This is a genomic window from Pararhizobium sp. DWP1-1-3 (assembly GCF_049896125.1).
Taxonomy (GTDB): Bacteria; Pseudomonadota; Alphaproteobacteria; order Rhizobiales; family Rhizobiaceae; genus Pararhizobium.
In genome coordinates this window covers 169,010-186,493 of the sequence record NZ_JAFCTR010000008.1, presented here as the reverse complement: position 1 = coordinate 186,493, position 17,484 = coordinate 169,010, and the positions used below count along the sequence as shown (strand labels likewise).

The 17,484-nt window shown below is 60.5% G+C and carries 11 protein-coding genes; all 11 read left to right on the top strand.

What is annotated here, in order from left to right; translation table 11 throughout:
• The first annotated feature begins 330 nt into the window (after window positions 1-330).
• The gene (locus tag ACP7BS_RS17810) at window positions 331-1,503 is read left to right on the top strand and encodes an ABC transporter substrate-binding protein (protein ID WP_426231541.1); all 1,173 of its coding nucleotides are present in this window, start codon (window positions 331-333) and stop codon (window positions 1,501-1,503) included.
• Window positions 1,504-1,632: 129 nt separating this feature from the next.
• The gene (locus ACP7BS_RS17805; protein WP_426231542.1) at window positions 1,633-2,496 is read left to right on the top strand and encodes a branched-chain amino acid ABC transporter permease; all 864 of its coding nucleotides are present in this window, start codon (window positions 1,633-1,635) and stop codon (window positions 2,494-2,496) included.
• 1 nt (window position 2,497) lies between these two features.
• Window positions 2,498-3,505: a branched-chain amino acid ABC transporter permease gene (locus ACP7BS_RS17800; RefSeq protein WP_426239173.1), complete on the top strand. Its 1,008-nt coding sequence runs from the start codon at window positions 2,498-2,500 to the stop codon at window positions 3,503-3,505.
• A complete protein-coding gene (locus tag ACP7BS_RS17795; protein ID WP_426239172.1) occupies window positions 3,502-4,266 on the top strand; it encodes an ABC transporter ATP-binding protein in 765 nt (254 codons plus the stop codon). Before ACP7BS_RS17800 ends, ACP7BS_RS17795 begins: the two co-directional genes overlap by 4 nt.
• On the top strand, window positions 4,247-4,963 hold the full coding sequence (locus tag ACP7BS_RS17790; protein ID WP_426239171.1) for an ABC transporter ATP-binding protein: 717 nt from the start codon (window positions 4,247-4,249) through the stop codon (window positions 4,961-4,963). The genes ACP7BS_RS17795 and ACP7BS_RS17790 overlap by 20 nt, the downstream gene beginning before the upstream one ends.
• A 144-nt stretch (window positions 4,964-5,107) precedes the next feature.
• Entirely contained in the window at window positions 5,108-5,500 is a 393-nt protein-coding gene (locus tag ACP7BS_RS17785; protein WP_426239170.1) for a hypothetical protein, read from the top strand.
• A 239-nt stretch (window positions 5,501-5,739) separates the two neighbouring features.
• The gene (locus ACP7BS_RS17780) at window positions 5,740-7,137 is read left to right on the top strand and encodes an FAD/NAD(P)-binding protein (RefSeq protein WP_426239169.1); all 1,398 of its coding nucleotides are present in this window, start codon (window positions 5,740-5,742) and stop codon (window positions 7,135-7,137) included.
• Between the two features lie 250 nt (window positions 7,138-7,387).
• Window positions 7,388-8,557, top strand: coding sequence for an FMNH2-dependent alkanesulfonate monooxygenase (gene ssuD, locus ACP7BS_RS17775; protein WP_426239168.1), 1,170 nt, complete (start codon window positions 7,388-7,390; stop codon window positions 8,555-8,557).
• Between the two features lie 177 nt (window positions 8,558-8,734).
• Window positions 8,735-14,185 (top strand): MG2 domain-containing protein, encoded by a 5,451-nt coding sequence (locus ACP7BS_RS17770; protein ID WP_426239167.1) that lies wholly within the window; start codon window positions 8,735-8,737, stop codon window positions 14,183-14,185.
• Window positions 14,185-16,269: a penicillin-binding protein 1C gene (gene pbpC, locus ACP7BS_RS17765; protein WP_426239166.1), complete on the top strand. Its 2,085-nt coding sequence runs from the start codon at window positions 14,185-14,187 to the stop codon at window positions 16,267-16,269. Before ACP7BS_RS17770 ends, pbpC begins: the two co-directional genes overlap by 1 nt.
• 188 nt (window positions 16,270-16,457) lie before the next feature.
• Complete coding sequence (gene bcsN, locus ACP7BS_RS17760) at window positions 16,458-17,399, top strand: cellulose biosynthesis protein BcsN (protein WP_426239165.1); 942 nt, start codon at window positions 16,458-16,460, stop codon at window positions 17,397-17,399.
• The last annotated feature ends 85 nt before the right edge of the window (window positions 17,400-17,484 follow it).

Below are 17,484 nucleotides of genomic sequence, written 5' to 3'. Positions count from 1 at the left end.
TTCGGCGACGTCCTGACCGATGAGCGGGAGGGGAGCCAAAGGCGACTCACTGCTGTCCACCTCTCAGTCTCCGTCACAACGACCGTTTTGTCGCGTATTTTTAACCCCTTCACTATCCCAAACCTGCTTCAGAAAATGAAGGCAACGGTAAACGGCTAAGGTCCAGGTCACTGCGGTCAAAGCCCCCGATCCATAATCAAATGCATATGGAATCCCCTTTGATATTTCATTTTACATTACCATTCGGCATGACAAACTGAAAGCAGCTGCTTTGTCAGTCATTTTGTGCCGGTTCTTTGGGAGCATGCCGGCCATTCAGGGAGGAGAATCATGAAACGGGCCATCATCGCCGCGTTTGCGGCCATCATCATGGGTAGCGGTGCCTATGCCGACACGATCAAGATCGGTGTCGTCGGTCCATTCTCCGGACCATTCGCGCTGCAAGGCAAAAACTTCAAGGCCGGTATCGACGCCTATATCGCGATGCACGGCGCGACGATCGGCGACGACACTGTCGAGATCATCTACCGTGATCTGCCGGCAGCTGATCCGGCCCAATCCAAGGCGCTGGCGCAGGAATTGGTGGTCAAGGAAAAGGTGCAATATCTCGCCGGGTTCTATTTCACCCCCGATGCGATGGCTGTCACACCGATCCTTAAGCAAGCCAACGTTCCCCTGATCGTCATGAATGCCGCAACATCGGCAATCGTCACCAAGAGCCCGCTTGTCGTGCGCACTTCGTTCACTACATGGCAAACCTCTACACCTATCGCAAAGGTCGCGCACGACGCCGGCGTTGCCAAGGTGATCTCCATAGTCAGCGACTACGGCCCGGGCATCGACGCCGAGAACGCCTTCAAGGCCGGCTTCGAGAAAGAGGGCGGGGCGGTCGTCGAGGCGATCCGCATGCCGCTTTCCACCAATGACTTCAGCCCGATCATGCAGCGCATCAAGGATTCCGGCGCACAGGGCGTTTTCGCCTTCCTGCCATCCGGTCCGACGACACTCGGTTTCGTCAAGGCTTACAACGAAAACGGTCTCAAAGCTGCGGGCATCAAGTTCTTCGCACCGGGGGACCTGACACAGGAATCTGATCTGCCGGCTCTTGGCGATGCTGCCCTGGGCATCCAGACGACGTTCCACTATGCGGTTTCCCACGATTCTCCTGAAAACAAGGCATTCGTCGAAGCCGCCTCCAAGGCGATCGGCAATCCTGCTGAGCTTTCCTTTCCTTCGGTCGGAGCCTTTGATGGCATGAACGTCATCTATAAGATGATCGAAGCGACGGGCGGAGAACAGGATGCGCAGAAAGCCGTCGATGCCGTAAAGGGCCTGTCCTGGATCAGTCCGCGCGGCCCGGTTTCGATCGATCCGGAATCACGTCATATTACGCAGAACATCTACCTGCGCGAAGTGACGAAGGCGGATGACGGTTCCTATTACAACAAGGAAATCCAGACGTTCGAAAAGCAGGGCGATCCCGGGCTCGCGGCCGTCAAGTAAACGTCCGGCGGCAAAGCGTATCGGCATATAGCGGAACAGACCGTGATGCCGATACCTCGCCCTGATTTTACGATTGCGGGGGAGGGGAGGGCTCTCGTCTCGCGCAAATAACCAAATGGAATTCGCGCGATGCAGACAGTCTTCAGCATAGCCATCGACGCATTTGCCTATGGAATGGTGCTCTTCGTCATTTCGATCGGCCTTTCGGTCACCATGGGTCTCATGCGCGTCGTTAATTTGGCCCATGGCGCCTTTGCCATGATCGGCGGCTACATTGCCTCCTACGCAGCGCAAGACCTTGGGCTCGGTTACGCCGCAGCCGTGCTGCTTGCTGTCGTCGGCACGGTGATTATTTCAATCCCGATAGAACGGCTGCTCTACCGGCGAATTTATGGTGCGCCTGAGCTGACGCAGGTGCTGATGACCATCGGCATCACCTTCTGCATTATCGGCATCGCCAACTATGTCTTCGGCCCGACGTTGAAGACGATCCCGTTGCCGCCCGCTCTGCAGGGTTCAGCCGACCTCGGCTTCCGTTCTATCGCCGTCCACCGCCTTTTTGCCATTGTCTGTGGTCTGGCCGTCGCCGGCGGACTTTGGTACGCGATCGAAAAAACGGCGTTCGGCGTCAAGCTGCGCGCCTCCGTCGACAATGCCTCCATGGCTGCCGCCCTTGGTGTGCGTACGGAAATCATCTATGCGATCAGTTTCGCTGTTGCGGTTGGTCTCGCGGCCTTCGGCGGCGTGCTGGGTGCCGAGTTGCTCCCGGTCGAGCCATATTATGCCCTGCGCTACATGGTAACCTTTCTGGTCGTCGTTTCCGTCGGCGGCGCCGGCTCCATCCCCGGAGCTCTTCTCGCGTGTCTCGTGCTCGGCGGCATCGATACGACAGGCCGCTACCTCATGCCGGAATTCGGCGAATTTTTCTTCTACCTTGCGGTCATCGCCATCATCTGCATTTTTCCGCGTGGCCTTGCCGGACGGGCACGCTAGGATGACACTGATCATGAATCATCAACCTGCCACGAAGACGCGCGCCCAAAGTCGCGGCATCGGCCGAGACCTGATCGGCATCGGTGCGATCATCGCTGCATCTGCGGTCGGCTATCTCCTGTTTCCCGATAATCTGGCGCTTTTGACACGGATCATCGCCATCGCGCTGCTGGTTCTGTCGCTCGATCTGGTCACCGGCTATTGCGGCGTCGCGACGCTTGGTCACGCCGCCCTGTTCGGCTCCGGCGCCTATGCTGCCGGGATCGCCGCCGCCCATTACGGCGTTACAAACCCTTTGCTGATGACGCTTGCCGGCACTCTTGGCGGCGCGATCGCCGGACTGGTCTGCGGCGTCATCATCCTGCGGGCACACGGATTGCCGCAACTCGTCCTGTCGATTTCGTTGATCTATCTCTTCCATGAGTTTGCCAACAAGGCCTCGTCCTGGACGGGCGGAAGCGATGGCTTGTCCGGAATTTCACCCGACCCGCTATTCGGCAGCTTCGAGTTCGATCTCTGGGGCCAGACAGCCTATATCTTCGGCGTCTTTCTGCTGCTTGCAGTTTTCGTTCTGTTGCGTTTTCTGGTGCGCTCGCCATTTGGCATGCTCTGCCGTGGTATCAAGGAAGATCCGCTGCGCATCATGGCCTTGGGCGCCTCGCCCAAGGCCATGCTGATGAAAATGTACGTAATTTCCGGCGCCGTCGCCGGCGTCGGCGGCGCCCTGAATGCGATCTCTACGCAGGTCGTCGGTCTCGACAGCCTGTCCTTCACCCAATCGGCCGAGGCGCTGGTCATGCTGGTTCTCGGTGGCACCGGATCGCTGTTTGGCGCGCTGATAGGTACGGTCGTCTTCATGTTGTTTGAGGATTATGTTTCTGCGGCCAATCCCTTCCACTGGCTGACAATGGTCGGCGCTCTTTTGATCGCGGTCGTCCTGTTCGCACCGAAAGGGCTTTATGGCACTGCGGCCGACATCATTGCCCGCCGCCTGGAGAAACGCGCATGAGCGCGGTCTTCGACGTTCGTAATCTGAAAAAAGCCTTCAGCGGCCTGACGGTCACCAATGACGTCTCCCTGTCGATGGTGCCTGGCGACCGGGTGGCGCTGATCGGCCCGAACGGCGCCGGGAAAACCACCTTCGTCAATCTCGTCACCGGCAATCTTCGGCCAGATTCCGGCGAGGTTCGTCTCAACGGTGAAACCGTCACCAAAATCGACGCGATCGGCCGCGTCCGCCGCGGGCTGGTCCGCTCTTTTCAGGTGACACGGCTGTTTCAGCAGATGACACCGGCCGAACATGTCGCCCTGGCCATCCTGCAGCGGGACGGACGCGCTGGAAAGATGTTCGGCAACTTCCTGTCGATGCCGGACGTCATGGACGAAGCATGCGTGCTGCTGGCAAAGCTCGGCTTGGCCGATCTGATGCACCGCAAGGTGAGCGAGATCGCCTATGGACAGCAGCGCCTGCTCGAAATCGCCATGGCGCTGGCCCTCAAGCCGAAAGTTCTGTTGCTCGACGAACCGGCCGCCGGTGTGCCCCAGAGCGAAACTGGCCGCATCGAACAGGCACTTGCCGATCTGCCCGCCGATCTTGCGGTTCTGATGATCGAGCATGACATGGATCTGGTTTTCCGCTTTGCCAAGCGGGTCATCGTGCTGGCTGCCGGCACCATCATCTTCGACGGTTCGCCCGCCGACGTCACCAAGGACGCCGCCGTGCGGGAAGCCTATCTGGGGAGCTATGCCAATGCCAGCCACGCCGCTTGACGTCGAAAACCTGTCTGCCGGTTATGGTCCGACACGGGTTCTGGAAAACGTCTCCTTCTCGGTTTCCGCCGGACAGCGCCTGGCGGTGCTGGGGCGCAACGGCATGGGCAAGACGACGCTGCTGGCAACCCTGGCCGGGCAGACAAAACGCTATGACGGACGCATCCGCATCGGCGCAACCGACGTCACCGCAATCTCAAGTGCACTGCGCGCCCGCACCGGGCTCGGATATGTCCCGCAGACGCGGTGCATATTTCCGACATTGACGGTCGAGGAAAACCTGTTCGTTGGCCTCAAGGACCGGCCGAAAGGTGACCTTCAGGATGCCTACGCGATGTTCCCCCGTCTTTTCGAGCGCAAGGGGAACCTTGGCTCGCAGCTTTCCGGCGGCGAGCAACAGATGCTATCGACAGCGCGAACCATCCTTGGCCGCCCCACGGTCCTGTTGCTCGATGAACCGCTGGAGGGGCTGGCGCCGGTGATCTGCGAAGAACTGATGACGGCGTTTTCCGAACTGGCAAGCACCGGCAACATGACTATCGTGCTTGTCGAGCAGCGCATCCAGAGCGCGCTTGATTTTGCCGATCAGGTCATCGTTCTCGAACGGGGCAGAGTGGCCTGGAGCGGCACGCCACAGGCACTGGCCGCCGATCATGATGCGGTAGACCGGCTGCTTGGTGTCGGCGGACTGCATTGATGCAGACGCCAGTGAGAAAGGCCTTTTTTCAAAAATCTGCAAATTGTTTTAAGGACGAGGGAACAATCCGTCTTCTCTTGCATTTTTACGTCAGGTCGATTTCTGTCGGCACCAACCACCGTTCAAGACGATGAGGATGTGCAGATGAGCAACCTTTTACCTGAACTGCATGAAGGCCATGCCCCAATCACGCTGCATCTGCTCTTTCGCGATGCACTGGAAGCCTATGACGACTGGGGGGATGAGACAGATGTTCCCCTTGTTTTCCATCTCGGCATGCCAGTACCGATCGGGCTGGTATTCGATCATATGCGAGGTTGCACAGATATCCTGCCGAACAACATGGTCAGCGCCATTACCGAACGGCTGACCAAGCCCATGAGCAGCAATAGCGCGCTAGACGAGATGACGTTTTCGACGGCGGCCCGGGTGATGTGTGTGGTCATCCGCAAGAGACAGCTGCAACGCAGCGGCAGTGATATCGGCGTCTTCCTGCGCCGGTTTGAGAAGCTTCGTGCAGGCCGCGCCGATCCCTGACGTTTCTCGCCTACGACGCTGTTTCGAGTTCTCGCGAAAGAAGCGCGCTTCCAACGTCTGGTAACTAAGTAACGGAAATATATTGCGTTTTTATAGGTCGTGAAAACGGCTTGTAACGATAGGGTCTCCGTGTTTAAAATGATGAAATACATAGAATATGCCGCATATTGATGAACTGGCGTTTGAGTAGGGGTGCCGAGGTTCAACCATCCAGCCGCATGACGCGGAGAGGAAATGATATGACGGTTCATGGTCTTTCGTCGCCTTTCAGCCCGCGGAGCGATCAACCGTTGCAGATCGCCATCGTCGGCCGCGGCTTTTCCGGCCTGATGATGGCCATAGCGCTGTTGAAGTCGGTCAACCAGCCATTCCGGTTGCGCATGTTCGATCCCCGCCCGATCATCAGTGGCGGCCAGGCTCTGGCCACGGCGCGCTCCACCGAAATTCTCAATAGCCGCGCCCGGGACCTCTCTGTTTCGACCGGTGAGCCGAAGGACTTTACCCGCTGGCTGCAGGCGAACGCCCCATTTCGTGAAGCCGTTTCGGCGGCAATTCCGGGATTTGGTCAAATCTTCGTGCCCAAGGCGACGTTCAGCGATTATGTCTATCAGCGTTTTTCCGAAGCGCTGGCGCAGCGGACGGACGTGACCGTGCAAATGTCCAACGAGGGCATCACCCATGTCCGCCGTAACGAGAATGGCCAGTTTACGCTTAGTCTGGCCGATGGCGGCAAGGGGATTTATGACACGGTTGTTCTTGCTACCGGCTACGGTTTGAAGCCGCCGTTGGAGACGGCCGAGCAGGATATGGACTCCCTTCTGCTTGACCGCCCCGAGATGCGCCGGCATGTGATCGTCATGGGCAATGGACTGCGCGCCGTCGATCAGGTTCTGCAATTGCGTGATGGCGGCTTTACCGGCCATATCACCATCCTGTCGCGCCGCGGTTTCCTGCCGCAGCCGCACACGCGCATGCCGGCCGATGCGGTCTTTCCGACACAGCCGATGCCGTCGCAGCTGCGCAACATCGTCCGTTTCGTGCGCGACGCCTGCGCCGAGGCCGAAGAAAATGGCTGGAGTTGGCAGGCAGCGATGAACGGCCTGCGCAAACGCGCCCGCACCCTGTGGGCATCGCTGCCACCGAGCGAAAAACGGCAGTTCAATCGGCACCTGCGCGCCATCTACGACAGCCATAGAAACCGGCTCCCCGCCGATGTGCATGCAAGACTGGAACGAGAGTTTGCCAGCGGCCTGACCGAGCTCAGGCGCGGAACAACCCTCAAACGCAATTCGGATGGCCTTCTGGTCCGCTGGGCCGGCCAGTCAGCGGAAAGCCATTTCGCCGCCGACGAAGTGATCGACTGCCGCTGCCTGTCGCCGGACCTCAAGGATCCTGTTGTGGCCGACCTCCTCGAGGCGGGCCTTGCGGCGACCGACGAGCTCGACCTCGGACTCGCAGTCAATCCAGCCGGGGAATTGTTGACGCCGAAGGGCCGGCCAGCCGGCCTCTTTGCCGTCGGACCTCTTGGCCTCGGCTCACTGCCCGATATCGATCTCGTTCCGGAGATCGTCACGCAAACCTATGCGGCGGCCACGCTGATCGGCGCACGATCGCTACCGCAACTGCAGGCGAGCTGACATCGGGCAATTGCTCGCCGGCAAGCCGACACCCCGCGCGGTATTTCCCGGCCTGCGCCTCGCCATTTCCTGTCATTAACTGGGGCGCTGTTCGCCTGCTGGGCGTAACGCCTCAGGAAGGCTGCAAACGCGAACGGATTTTCCATACACGACAAACTTTATAGATATTATAATTTTGCGATCCAAGCCGATCCCGGAAAAACTAGGCGATGACCTATTTCCTATCCGTACATGCTGGAGACAATCGCTTATGAGCACCGTTCCCGAAAAGATCGACGTTCTCTGGTTTCTGCCGACCCATGGCGATAGCCGTTATCTCGGCACATCGATCGGCGGCCGCAATGTCGATCTCAATTACCTGAAACAAGTCGCTCAGGCTGCCGATACGCTTGGCTATTTCGGCGTACTGATCCCGACCGGCCGCAGTTGCGAAGACAGCTGGATCGTTGCCTCTGCGCTCGCACCTTTGACCGAGAGACTGCGCTATCTCGTCGCCGTACGGCCCGGCCTGCTCAGCCCGACACTTGCCGCCCGCATGACTGCCACACTTGACCGTATTTCAAACGGCCGTCTGTTAATCAATGTCGTCACCGGCGGCGATCCGATCGAAAACAAGGGCGACGGCATCCACTATTCCCATGAGGAACGCTACGAGGTGACCGAAGAGTTCATCAACATCTACAAGGCCGTGCTGCGCGGCGAAGATGTGACCACGAAGACCAAGCATTTCGACATCGAGGATGCCAAACTCCTGTTCAAGCCGGTTCAGGAGCCACATCCGCCGCTTTATTTCGGCGGCTCTTCCGGCGTCGGCCAGCAGGTTGCGGCTCGCACCATCGACAAATACCTGACCTGGGGCGAACCGCCCGAGGATGTCGAGAAGAAGGTTGCGGAAGTGCGGGCGCTCGCAGAAGCCGAAGGCCGCGAGGTGACTTTTGGTATCCGCCTTCACGTCATCGTCCGCGAGACGGCCAAGGAAGCATGGACCGCTGCCGACGAGCTGATCAAATATGTCGATGAGGATACGATTGCCGCAGCCCAGAAGGTTTTCCAACGGATGGATTCCGTCGGTCAGAGCCGGATGAGCAAGCTGCATGGCGGCAGCAAGGACAAGCTGGAGATCAGCCCGAACCTGTGGGCCGGTGTTGGTCTCGTGCGCGGCGGGGCAGGGACCGCGCTGGTTGGCGATCCCGATCAGGTCAAGGCGCGCATAGACGAATACCGCCAGATCGGCATCGATACGTTCATCTTCTCGGGCTACCCGCATCTGGAAGAGGCCTACAGGTTCGGCGAGCTGGTGCTGCCGAACCTGCCGCTCAACCACCCGGTCAAGACCCACAAGGCAAGCGCCAATACCGGTCCGTTCGGCGAGACGATCGCTGGCGATCACCGTCCGCCGTTGAAGGTGTCGCAGTCCTGACAGGATAAAACCTGGATCGGCGTTTTTATTCGTGACGCCGCGATTAAATCGTAACGTTCAACCGTTAACCAGGGCAGTGGCTACAGAACGGCCGCTGTCCATGTCCGGTTGACAAGCTCAAGGCGAGCCTAAAGAGTAAACCGGTCAAAACGGCAGCGTTGGGGAGGACTTTTGTCTATGCGCGCGTTTATCCGGTTTTCAGCGATTATTCTCAGTGTCCTTGCGTTTTCACCTGTTGTCCAGGCGGCGGAAACGGGCAGGCATATCGTCACCACCCAGGACGGCGATTATTTCGGCTTTGACCTGCGAACGGAACAGAACGTCTCGCTTGCCGATTGCGAGAAGGTCTGCGTTGCGGATTCCTCCTGCCGCGCCTTCACCTATAACCCCAAGGTGAAATGGTGTTTTCTCAAGTCCGATTATAACACGTTGAACACGTTCGCCGGCGCCATTGCCGGCAAGGTCGTGGATGCTTCAGCCGCCGAACCGGATATCGGTGCGCCACCAGCATTGCCGTTCGTCACAGAACAACTCCTGAACGACGCGCGCGCCACCAAGGAAAATCTCTCGGTGCTGGCAGACCAGGATGCGCTGGGGCTGAATGGCCGCAAGGCCGCCGCCTATCGCGAATTGACAGCCGGTAATGTCGGCCCGGCGCTGAAGGCGTTTCAGGGCGCGCTGTCCATTACGCCCGATGACGGCGCATTGTGGATCGAAGCCGCGCGTGCAGCAAACCGCGTTTACGGCAATTCCGATTTCGCCACGCAGGCTTCGCTTGCAGCCCTCAACGCCTATCAATTGTCGCGCTCCACCCAGGCACGGGCAGAGGCACTGGCGGTTCTGGCCACCGCATTGAAGAACGCCGAGAATTTCCGGAGCGCGCTCAGCGCCTACAAGGCCAGTCTCGAACTGGTCGAAGCCAAATCCGTTCGCGCCGATTACACCGACCTGCGCTCGCGCCAGGGTTTTCGCGTCACCGAACACAAGATCGATTCCGACAGCGCCACGCCGCGGGTCTGCGTCCAGTTTTCCGAGCCGTTGGTCAAGGCCGGCGTCGATTATACGCCGTTCGTTCTTTTGGATGGCGCCACACCCAAGGCTGTCGAAGCCAAGGGCAGCGAAATCTGCGTCGAGGGCCTCAGCCACGGTCAGCGATACAAGGTGGCTTTCCGCTCGGGACTGCCATCCTCGGTCGATGAGCCGCTGGAAGCCAACGTCAATCTCGACGTCTATATCCCCGACCGCGCAGCGATGGTCCGCTTTACCGGCGACAGCTTCGTGCTGCCCGGAACGGCCCGTCGCGGCATTCCGATCGTTTCGGTCAACACCGCCAGCGCCAAACTGAAACTCTACCGCATCGGCGACCGCAACATTGCCTCGCTGCTGACCGCCTCGCAATTCCTGACGCAGCTCGATGGCTATAGTGCCCAGCGGATCCAGGACGAAAACGGCGAAATGGTCTGGCAGGGATCGATCGACATTGCCACCGATCTCAACAAGGAGGTCGTCACCAGCTTCCCGGTTGATGAAGCGCTGCCGCAACGCAAGCCGGGCGTCTATGTGTTGACCGCCGTCTCCGAGACAGGCGCCTCCAACGAATGGGACAGCCAGGCGACGCAATGGTTCGTCATTTCGGATATCGGCCTCTCCACCTATTCCGGCACCGATGGGCTCTCCGTTTTTGCCCGGTCGCTTGCATCGGCCAAGCAACTGGCCGGTATCGAACTGACCCTGCTTGCCAAGAACAATGAAATCCTCGGCACAACGACCACCGACGACGACGGCCGCGCGACCTTTGACGCTGGCCTGCTGCGCGGCACTGCCGCCATGACCCCGGCCGTCATCACCGCCAAGAACGGCGCGGAGGATTTCGTTTTCCTCGACCTGACCCGTGCCGGCTTTGACCTGTCTGATCGTGGCGTCACAGGACGTGCAGCCCCCGGCGCCATCGACGTGCTGACCTGGACGGAGCGCGGTATCTACCGTGCTGGTGAAACCGTGCATGTCTCAGCACTCGCCCGCGACAGCGCCTCGGTCGCCATCGAGAAATTGCCGCTGACCTTCATCTTCATGCGCCCGGATGGCGTCGAAGATCGCCGCGTTGTCAGCGACGGTGGTCTGGCAGGCGGCTATGCGCTTGATCTCCCGTTGCAGCCAAATGCCATGCGCGGTACCTGGACGGTGCAGATCTTTACCGACCCCAAGGGCACGGCGATTAGCGAGAAGCAGTTCCAGGTCGATGACTTCGTTCCCGACCGCGTCGAATTCGACATGGCAAGCACGGTCAAACAGATCGAGATCGATACACCGGCACCGATCACCATCGACGGCCGCTTCCTTTATGGCGCCCCGGCAGCAGGGCTCGAACTCGAAGGCGAAGTCGGACTGAAGCCGACCCGCGAAAGCCCCGATTTCAAGGGCTATTTCTTCGGCCTCGCCGATGAGGAGGCCACGGAAGACAGCCGCACCACGCTCGAAGGGCTGGAGCCACTCGACGAGGACGGCAAGGCGACGTTCGACGTCACTCTGACGGACGTTCCCTCCACCACGCAGCTACTCAACGCCAATATCACCGTCCGCGTTCAGGAAGCTGGCGGCCGTGCCGTCGAGCGCTCCCTGACAATGCCGGTCAAGCCGGCCGGTGCGATGATCGGCATCAAGCCGGAATTCTCCGGCGACCTTGCGGAAAACGCCGTCGGAAAATTCCACGTCATCGCCATCGACCAGAGCGGCGCCAAACAGGCTAAGACCGGCCTCTCCTGGAAGCTGCTGCGCGTCGAGCAGGACTATCAGTGGTACCGCGACGGCACCGCCTGGAAATATGAACCGGTCACCTCGACCAAGCAGGTTTCGACCGGCAAGCTGGACGTCACCACGGACGGCGGCGAGATTGCCATATCGGCCGGATGGGGCCGCTACCGGCTTGAAGTGGAGACGGCCGATATCGAAGGCCCCACATCGAGCGTCGAGTTCGATTCTGGTTGGTATGTTACGGCCAGCTCGACGGAGACACCGGACGGGCTGGAAGTCGCCCTCGACAAGCAGAACTACGCGATCGGCGACACCGCAAAGCTGCGCGTGTCGCCCCGCTTTGCCGGAGAGGTTCTGGTCACGATCGGCTCGGAAAAGCTGATTGCCACGCAAACCGCGAGCATTGCCGCCGAAGGTGGTGAAGTCGATATTCCGATCACTGCGGATTTCGGCGCCGGTGCCTACGTCACCGCAACGCTCTATCGTCCGGGCGACGCGCAGGAAAGCCGTATGCCGATGCGTTCCATCGGCATCAAGTGGCTCGCCGTCGATCCCGCAGACCGCAAGCTATCGGTTAAACTCGATCTGCCTGAAAAGACGCTGCCACGCCAGACACTGAACATTCCGGTGGAAGTGACCGGGGCAGGGGTGGGCGACGAAGCCTATGTCACGGTTGCCGCCGTCGATGTCGGCATTCTCAACCTGACGCGTTATGAAGTGCCCAATCCGGATGGCTGGTATTTCGGTCAGCGCCAGCTCGGCCTTGAAATCCGCGACCTCTATGGACGGCTGATCGATGGCTCGCTCGGTGCAACCGGGCGACTGCGCACCGGTGGCGATGGTGGACAGATGGCGCTTCAGGGCAAGCCGCCGACCGAAAAGCTGGTGGCTTTCTTCTCCGGCCCGGTCCAGCTCGATGCGGACGGCAAGGCGATCGTCAGCTTTGATATCCCGCAGTTCAACGGCACCGCCCGCGTCATGGCTGTCGCCTGGTCGAAGGCCGGCGTTGGCCACGCTTCGACCGACGTTGTCATCCGCGATCCCGTCGTGGTGACGGCAAGCCTGCCGCAATTTCTGGCCCCCGGAGACAAGGCCGAGCTGCGGCTCGACATCGCCAACACCGATGGCCCTTCCGGCGACCTGAACCTCAAGGTGACAAGCACCTCCTCCGTGGTGATCGACGCGGCACAGGCCCAGCAGACGTTCAGCGTCAAACCGGGTGGAAAATTCGACCTGACGCTGCCGTTCTCCGGCGTTCATCCGGGCGATGGTGCGATCTCGATTGAAGTCACCGGCGCCGATGGCCTGTCGCTGCAACAGTCGGTCTCCGTTCCGGTGCGGCCGGCCGCCCTGCCGTTGACGACACGGCATCCGCTGACCATTGAGCCGAATGCCAGCCTCAAGGTCGATGGCGACCTGTTGGCCGAAAGCATGCTGCAGGGATCGGCCGTCAGCATCAGCGTTACCCGCTCCGCTGCCTTCGATATCCCGGCCCTTCTGACATCGCTCGACCGCTACCCCTATGGCTGCGCCGAGCAGACGACCAGCCGGGCGCTGCCTCTGCTCTACCTCAGCGAACTCGCCAAGCAATCGGGGCTGCCGGAGGATGGCGATGTTCAGAAGCGGGTGCAGGAAGCGATCTACCGGGTGCTGTCCTATCAATCCTCGACCGGCAGCTTCGGTCTCTGGAGCCCCGGCTCGGGCGATCTCTGGCTCGACGCCTATGTCACCGACTTCCTGACGCGGGCCCGAGAACAGAAGTACCAGGTGCCGGACCAGGCGATGGTGCAGGCGCTCGATAACCTGCAAAATGCAATGAGCTACGATGTCGACATGAAGAGCCAGGGCAATGAGATTGCCTATTCTCTCTACGTGCTCGCCCGCAACCGCAAGGCTGCGATCAGCGATCTGCGTTACTACGCCGACACCAAGCTTTCGGAGTTCCCGACGCCGCTGTCGAAGGGGCATCTGGCCGCCGCTCTCGCCCTTTATGGCGATGCGCAGCGGTCGCAGAGCATTTTTGCAGATGCGCTGCAGATGTCGGTAACGGCAAACAATGCCAGCCTTGATCGCTCCGATTACGGCTCCGCCTTGCGTGACGATGCGGCCGTCCTGACATTGGCTGCGGAAGCCCGGCCCGTGCCGACGATCATCCCGCAACTCTCCAAGATCGTTGCCCGTGAATGGGAGCAGAAATCCTATACGAGCACGCAGGAGCAGATGTGGACGCTGATGGCGGCCCGCGCCATCCAGGGCGGCGACAATGACCTCAACCTCGATATCAATGGCACGCAGCGCACTGGCGCCTATGCGGCACGCCTCACCGGCGACGAGGTTCTCGACCAGCCGGTGACGATCACCAACCGGTCGAGCGAACCGGTTGCCGCCGTGGTGACGACGGTTGCGGCGCCGGCGTTTTCGTTGCCTGCCGGCGGCAACGGCTTTACCATCGAGCGCACCTACTACACGCTCGACGGCGAGGCGGCCAATGTCACGCAGGCCAAACAGAACGAGCGTTATGTGGTCGTCATCAACGCCACCGAAAGCAACACCTGGCCGTCGCGCGTGCTGATCACCGATCTGCTGCCTGCCGGTTTCGAGATCGACAATCCAACCCTGGTCGATAGTGCCAAGCTGTCGAACTTCGAATGGATCGGCGAAGTGGAGGCTGCTCACACGGAGTTCCGCAGCGACCGCTTGGTTGCAGCCTTTGATCGCACGGCCGGTGACAACCGCACGATCACGGTCGCTTATGTCGTCCGCGCCGTCACGCCGGGCACTTACGATCACCCAGCGGCCAGCATCGAGGACATGTACCGGCCGCAATTCTCCGCGCGCTCCGCCATGGGGCGCATGGAGGTTCAGGCGGTCGAATAATGTATCTCTGGGCGAAAACCTGCGCCGCATTGCTGGGCTCCGCACTTCTGTGCGTCGCCATCATGTTTGGCCTGGAAGTAGCGGACCGTGCCTATCCGCCGCCGCTTGAAGACGCACGCACGGTCTCGGCCGAAGTGCTGGGTGCCGACGGTCAGCTGTTGCGCGCCTTTGCGACCCCGGAAGGCCGCTGGCGGCTGCAGACGACCGCCAAAGACGTCGATCCGCAATTCGTCCGCATGCTCATCGCCTATGAGGACCAACGCTTCTGGGAACACAAGGGCGTCGATCCCTACGCCCTGACGCGCGCTGCGTGGCAGTTCGCCACCCATGGGCGGATCGTCTCGGGCGCCTCGACGCTGTCGATGCAAGTGGCGCGCCTGATCGAACCCCGCGAAGGGCGTTCCTTTGCAGCAAAACTCCGCCAGCTTGCCCGCGCCGTGCAGATCGAGCGCCGCCTGAGCAAGGCCGAAATCCTCGATCTCTACCTCACCCACGCGCCCTATGGCGGCAATCTCGAAGGCATCCGTGCCGCGAGCCTTGCCTATTTCGGAAAGGAGCCACGCCGTCTCACTGTGTCCGAAGCAGCGCTGCTGGTGGCGCTGCCGCAACTGCCGGAAAAACGGCGCCCCGATCGCTATTTGAAGGCGGCGGAAACGGCACGTCAACGGGTTCTGGAACGCATGGCAGTTTCCGCAGTGATCGGGGAAGGGGAGGCCGAACGCGCCGGCTTGGTTTCAGTACCGGCCCGCCGCCTACAACTGCCGGCCTTTGCCGCTCACGTCGCCGAAGCGGCGCGGCGCAAGGAGCCCAAGATCATCCAGCATCAGACGACGCTGCGGCGGAACATCCAGAAAGGGCTGGAAACGGTTGCCAAGGAGGCAGCTGGCCGGCTTGGACCGAAAGTATCGATCGCCATGGTCATGGCCGATGCGCGCACGGGCGAGATCGTCGGCGAACTCGGCTCCGCCGATTATTTCGACGCCAGCCGCTCCGGCTGGATCGACATGACGCGCATCTCCCGTTCGCCGGGCTCGACGCTGAAGCCGTTCATCTATGGCCTCGCCTTCGAGGAAGGACTGGTTTCCCAGGAAACCATCATCGAAGACCGTCCGGCGGATTTCTTCGGTTACCGGCCGCGCAATTTCGACATGACCTATCAGGGTGATGTCAGCATCCGCCAGGCGCTGCAGCTCTCTCTCAATGTTCCAGCCGTGCGGCTGCTCGATTCCGTCGGGCCAACGCGGCTGATGGTGCGTTTCCGCCGCGCCGAAGTCCGGCCGATCCTGCCGCCGAACGAGGCACCGGGTCTGGCGATCGGTCTCGGAGGGCTGGGTGTCAACCTGAAGGACCTCGTGCAGCTCTATGCCGCCCTTGCCAATCGCGGCAAGCCGGTGCGGCTCGGCGACGGTATCCGCGATCAGCCCGGCACGATCGAAAACGAACCGCTTCTCGATCCGCTCGCCACGTGGCAGATCGCCGATATCTTGTCCGGCGTGCTGCCGCCTGCGGGTGCTGTCCAACGCGGCATCGCCTACAAGACTGGAACAAGCTACGGCTACCGTGACGCCTGGTCTGTCGGCTTCGATGGCCGCTACGTTCTCGGCGTCTGGGTCGGCCGCCCGGACAATGGCGCGGTGCCTGGCCTCACCGGTTATGGGACGGCAGCCCCCATCCTGTTTGAAGGCTTTGCCAAATCGGGCGTTGCCATGACGCCGCTGCCGCGCGCTCCGGCTGGCGCTGTGCGTATTGCCCAGGCGGAATTGCCGATCAGCCAGCGCCGGTTTTCATTGACCGTAAATGGCCTGGTATCGGCAACTGTCCGCGAGGCCGCGCCGCAGATTGTCTATCCTCCGGAGGGCGCCCACGTTGACCTTGGCATTGATACTGCCGGTGCACCAATGCCACTGGTTCTCAAGTTGCAAGGCGGGCGGGCTCCTTTCCGCTGGCTCGCCAATGGCAGGCCGCTGCCCGAGACTTCGCGGCGAAGGGTCAATCAGTGGGTGCCGGATGGCGCCGGCTATTCGACGCTGACCGTCATCGACGCCGCCGGGCGGGCCGCGAGCGTGCGGGTCTTCCTCAACTAGAATTATCCCTGTTTTCAGAGCTGAAGCCGCCACCGCAACAAAAATGGGCAACTCTGAATAATCCTCTGTCATGAATGGGGATTCCCGAATCTGGCCTCATGATCTATCAGTAAGTGATGATTCTATCCGATCTGATTCGAAATCGCGCTTGGCCAGGAGCTCTCCGCGAAGAAATTGACGGAGGCATGTTGTCTTTCCCGCTCACCTCAACCGTTCGTTATACGCTTGCCGGCATCATTCTGACGCTCGGTCTTGCAGGCTGTGGCGGGCGTGACGGCGTGAGGTTATCCGATACCGCAACCACGGTGCCCAAAGATGCGGCCTTTGCGCTTCCAGGCCCCGGAGGGCCGGCCATCGTCAATATTGTCGAGCGCAGTTTCAGGAATGCGACCCAGCAGGATATCTTCCTGTTCACAACTGCATCCACGCCCGGCCAGAATGTCATGCGCGTACAATTGTTCGGGCCGGTCGGATCAAAATTCGAAGGGACGAAGTCGCTTGGCTACTCTTCCGTGCGAGTCAGCGAAATCGCCAAGGAAATGCGCCGCGAGCTTCCGGGCATCGCACTCAGGCAATCCCCCATCTACCTGCAGAACAATTACGGCCCCTTCAGCTATGCCTACGGCCATGGCCGGGGCAACGATGCATGCCTTTATGCCTGGCAACAGATCCGTTCGCCCGAAGATGCAAGAACAGCCTTTCAGAACGGAGGCACGATCCAGGTCCGCCTGCGGCTCTGCGAAGAGAACGCCAGCGAGGAAAAACTGGTAAGCACCATGTACGGCTATACGATCCGCGGCGCGTTCAATGCTGCGGGCTGGAACCCCTACGGCGAGCCTCCCAGCGTGGAACCGGGTTTGGGCCGAACCGGACATCCCATCTATCCCAAGACGAATGATGTGCGCAACAATATGATGCCGGCCGTTATTATGCCGGCCGTTGAAGTCGAGAAGGCGCGCCCTGCCATGCAGCCACGGCAGGTCGTGGTCGCAACGGAAAAAGTCACGCCGATCAAACAACCGGCGCCGGAAGAAACCATTCCTTTACCAACAACAGGGGATATGAATGGGATCGTTGTTCCTTCGCCTGATTGTGTGAACCAGTCAGCTGGCACCGGACAATGCAAATAACACCGGCATGATCCGAATTGCCGACTGCAGTTTGAGTTGACCATGGCGTTTTGAGGGCTTCCGGCGGCATTTGCGTGTCACCGGG

What these genes read in the sequence shown, in the direction of transcription:
- ACP7BS_RS17805 (WP_426231542.1), top strand. Translation starts at nt 1,633, where the DNA reads ATGCAGACAGTCTTCAGCATAGCCATCGACGCATTTGCCTATGGAATG.
- pbpC (WP_426239166.1), top strand. Translation starts at nt 14,185, where the DNA reads ATGTATCTCTGGGCGAAAACCTGCGCCGCATTGCTGGGCTCCGCACTT.
- ACP7BS_RS17810 (WP_426231541.1), top strand. Translation starts at nt 331, where the DNA reads ATGAAACGGGCCATCATCGCCGCGTTTGCGGCCATCATCATGGGTAGC.
- ssuD (WP_426239168.1), top strand. Translation starts at nt 7,388, where the DNA reads ATGAGCACCGTTCCCGAAAAGATCGACGTTCTCTGGTTTCTGCCGACC.
- ACP7BS_RS17800 (WP_426239173.1), top strand. Translation starts at nt 2,498, where the DNA reads ATGACACTGATCATGAATCATCAACCTGCCACGAAGACGCGCGCCCAA.
- ACP7BS_RS17770 (WP_426239167.1), top strand. Translation starts at nt 8,735, where the DNA reads ATGCGCGCGTTTATCCGGTTTTCAGCGATTATTCTCAGTGTCCTTGCG.
- ACP7BS_RS17780 (WP_426239169.1), top strand. Translation starts at nt 5,740, where the DNA reads ATGACGGTTCATGGTCTTTCGTCGCCTTTCAGCCCGCGGAGCGATCAA.
- ACP7BS_RS17785 (WP_426239170.1), top strand. Translation starts at nt 5,108, where the DNA reads ATGAGCAACCTTTTACCTGAACTGCATGAAGGCCATGCCCCAATCACG.
- ACP7BS_RS17795 (WP_426239172.1), top strand. Translation starts at nt 3,502, where the DNA reads ATGAGCGCGGTCTTCGACGTTCGTAATCTGAAAAAAGCCTTCAGCGGC.
- ACP7BS_RS17790 (WP_426239171.1), top strand. Translation starts at nt 4,247, where the DNA reads ATGCCAGCCACGCCGCTTGACGTCGAAAACCTGTCTGCCGGTTATGGT.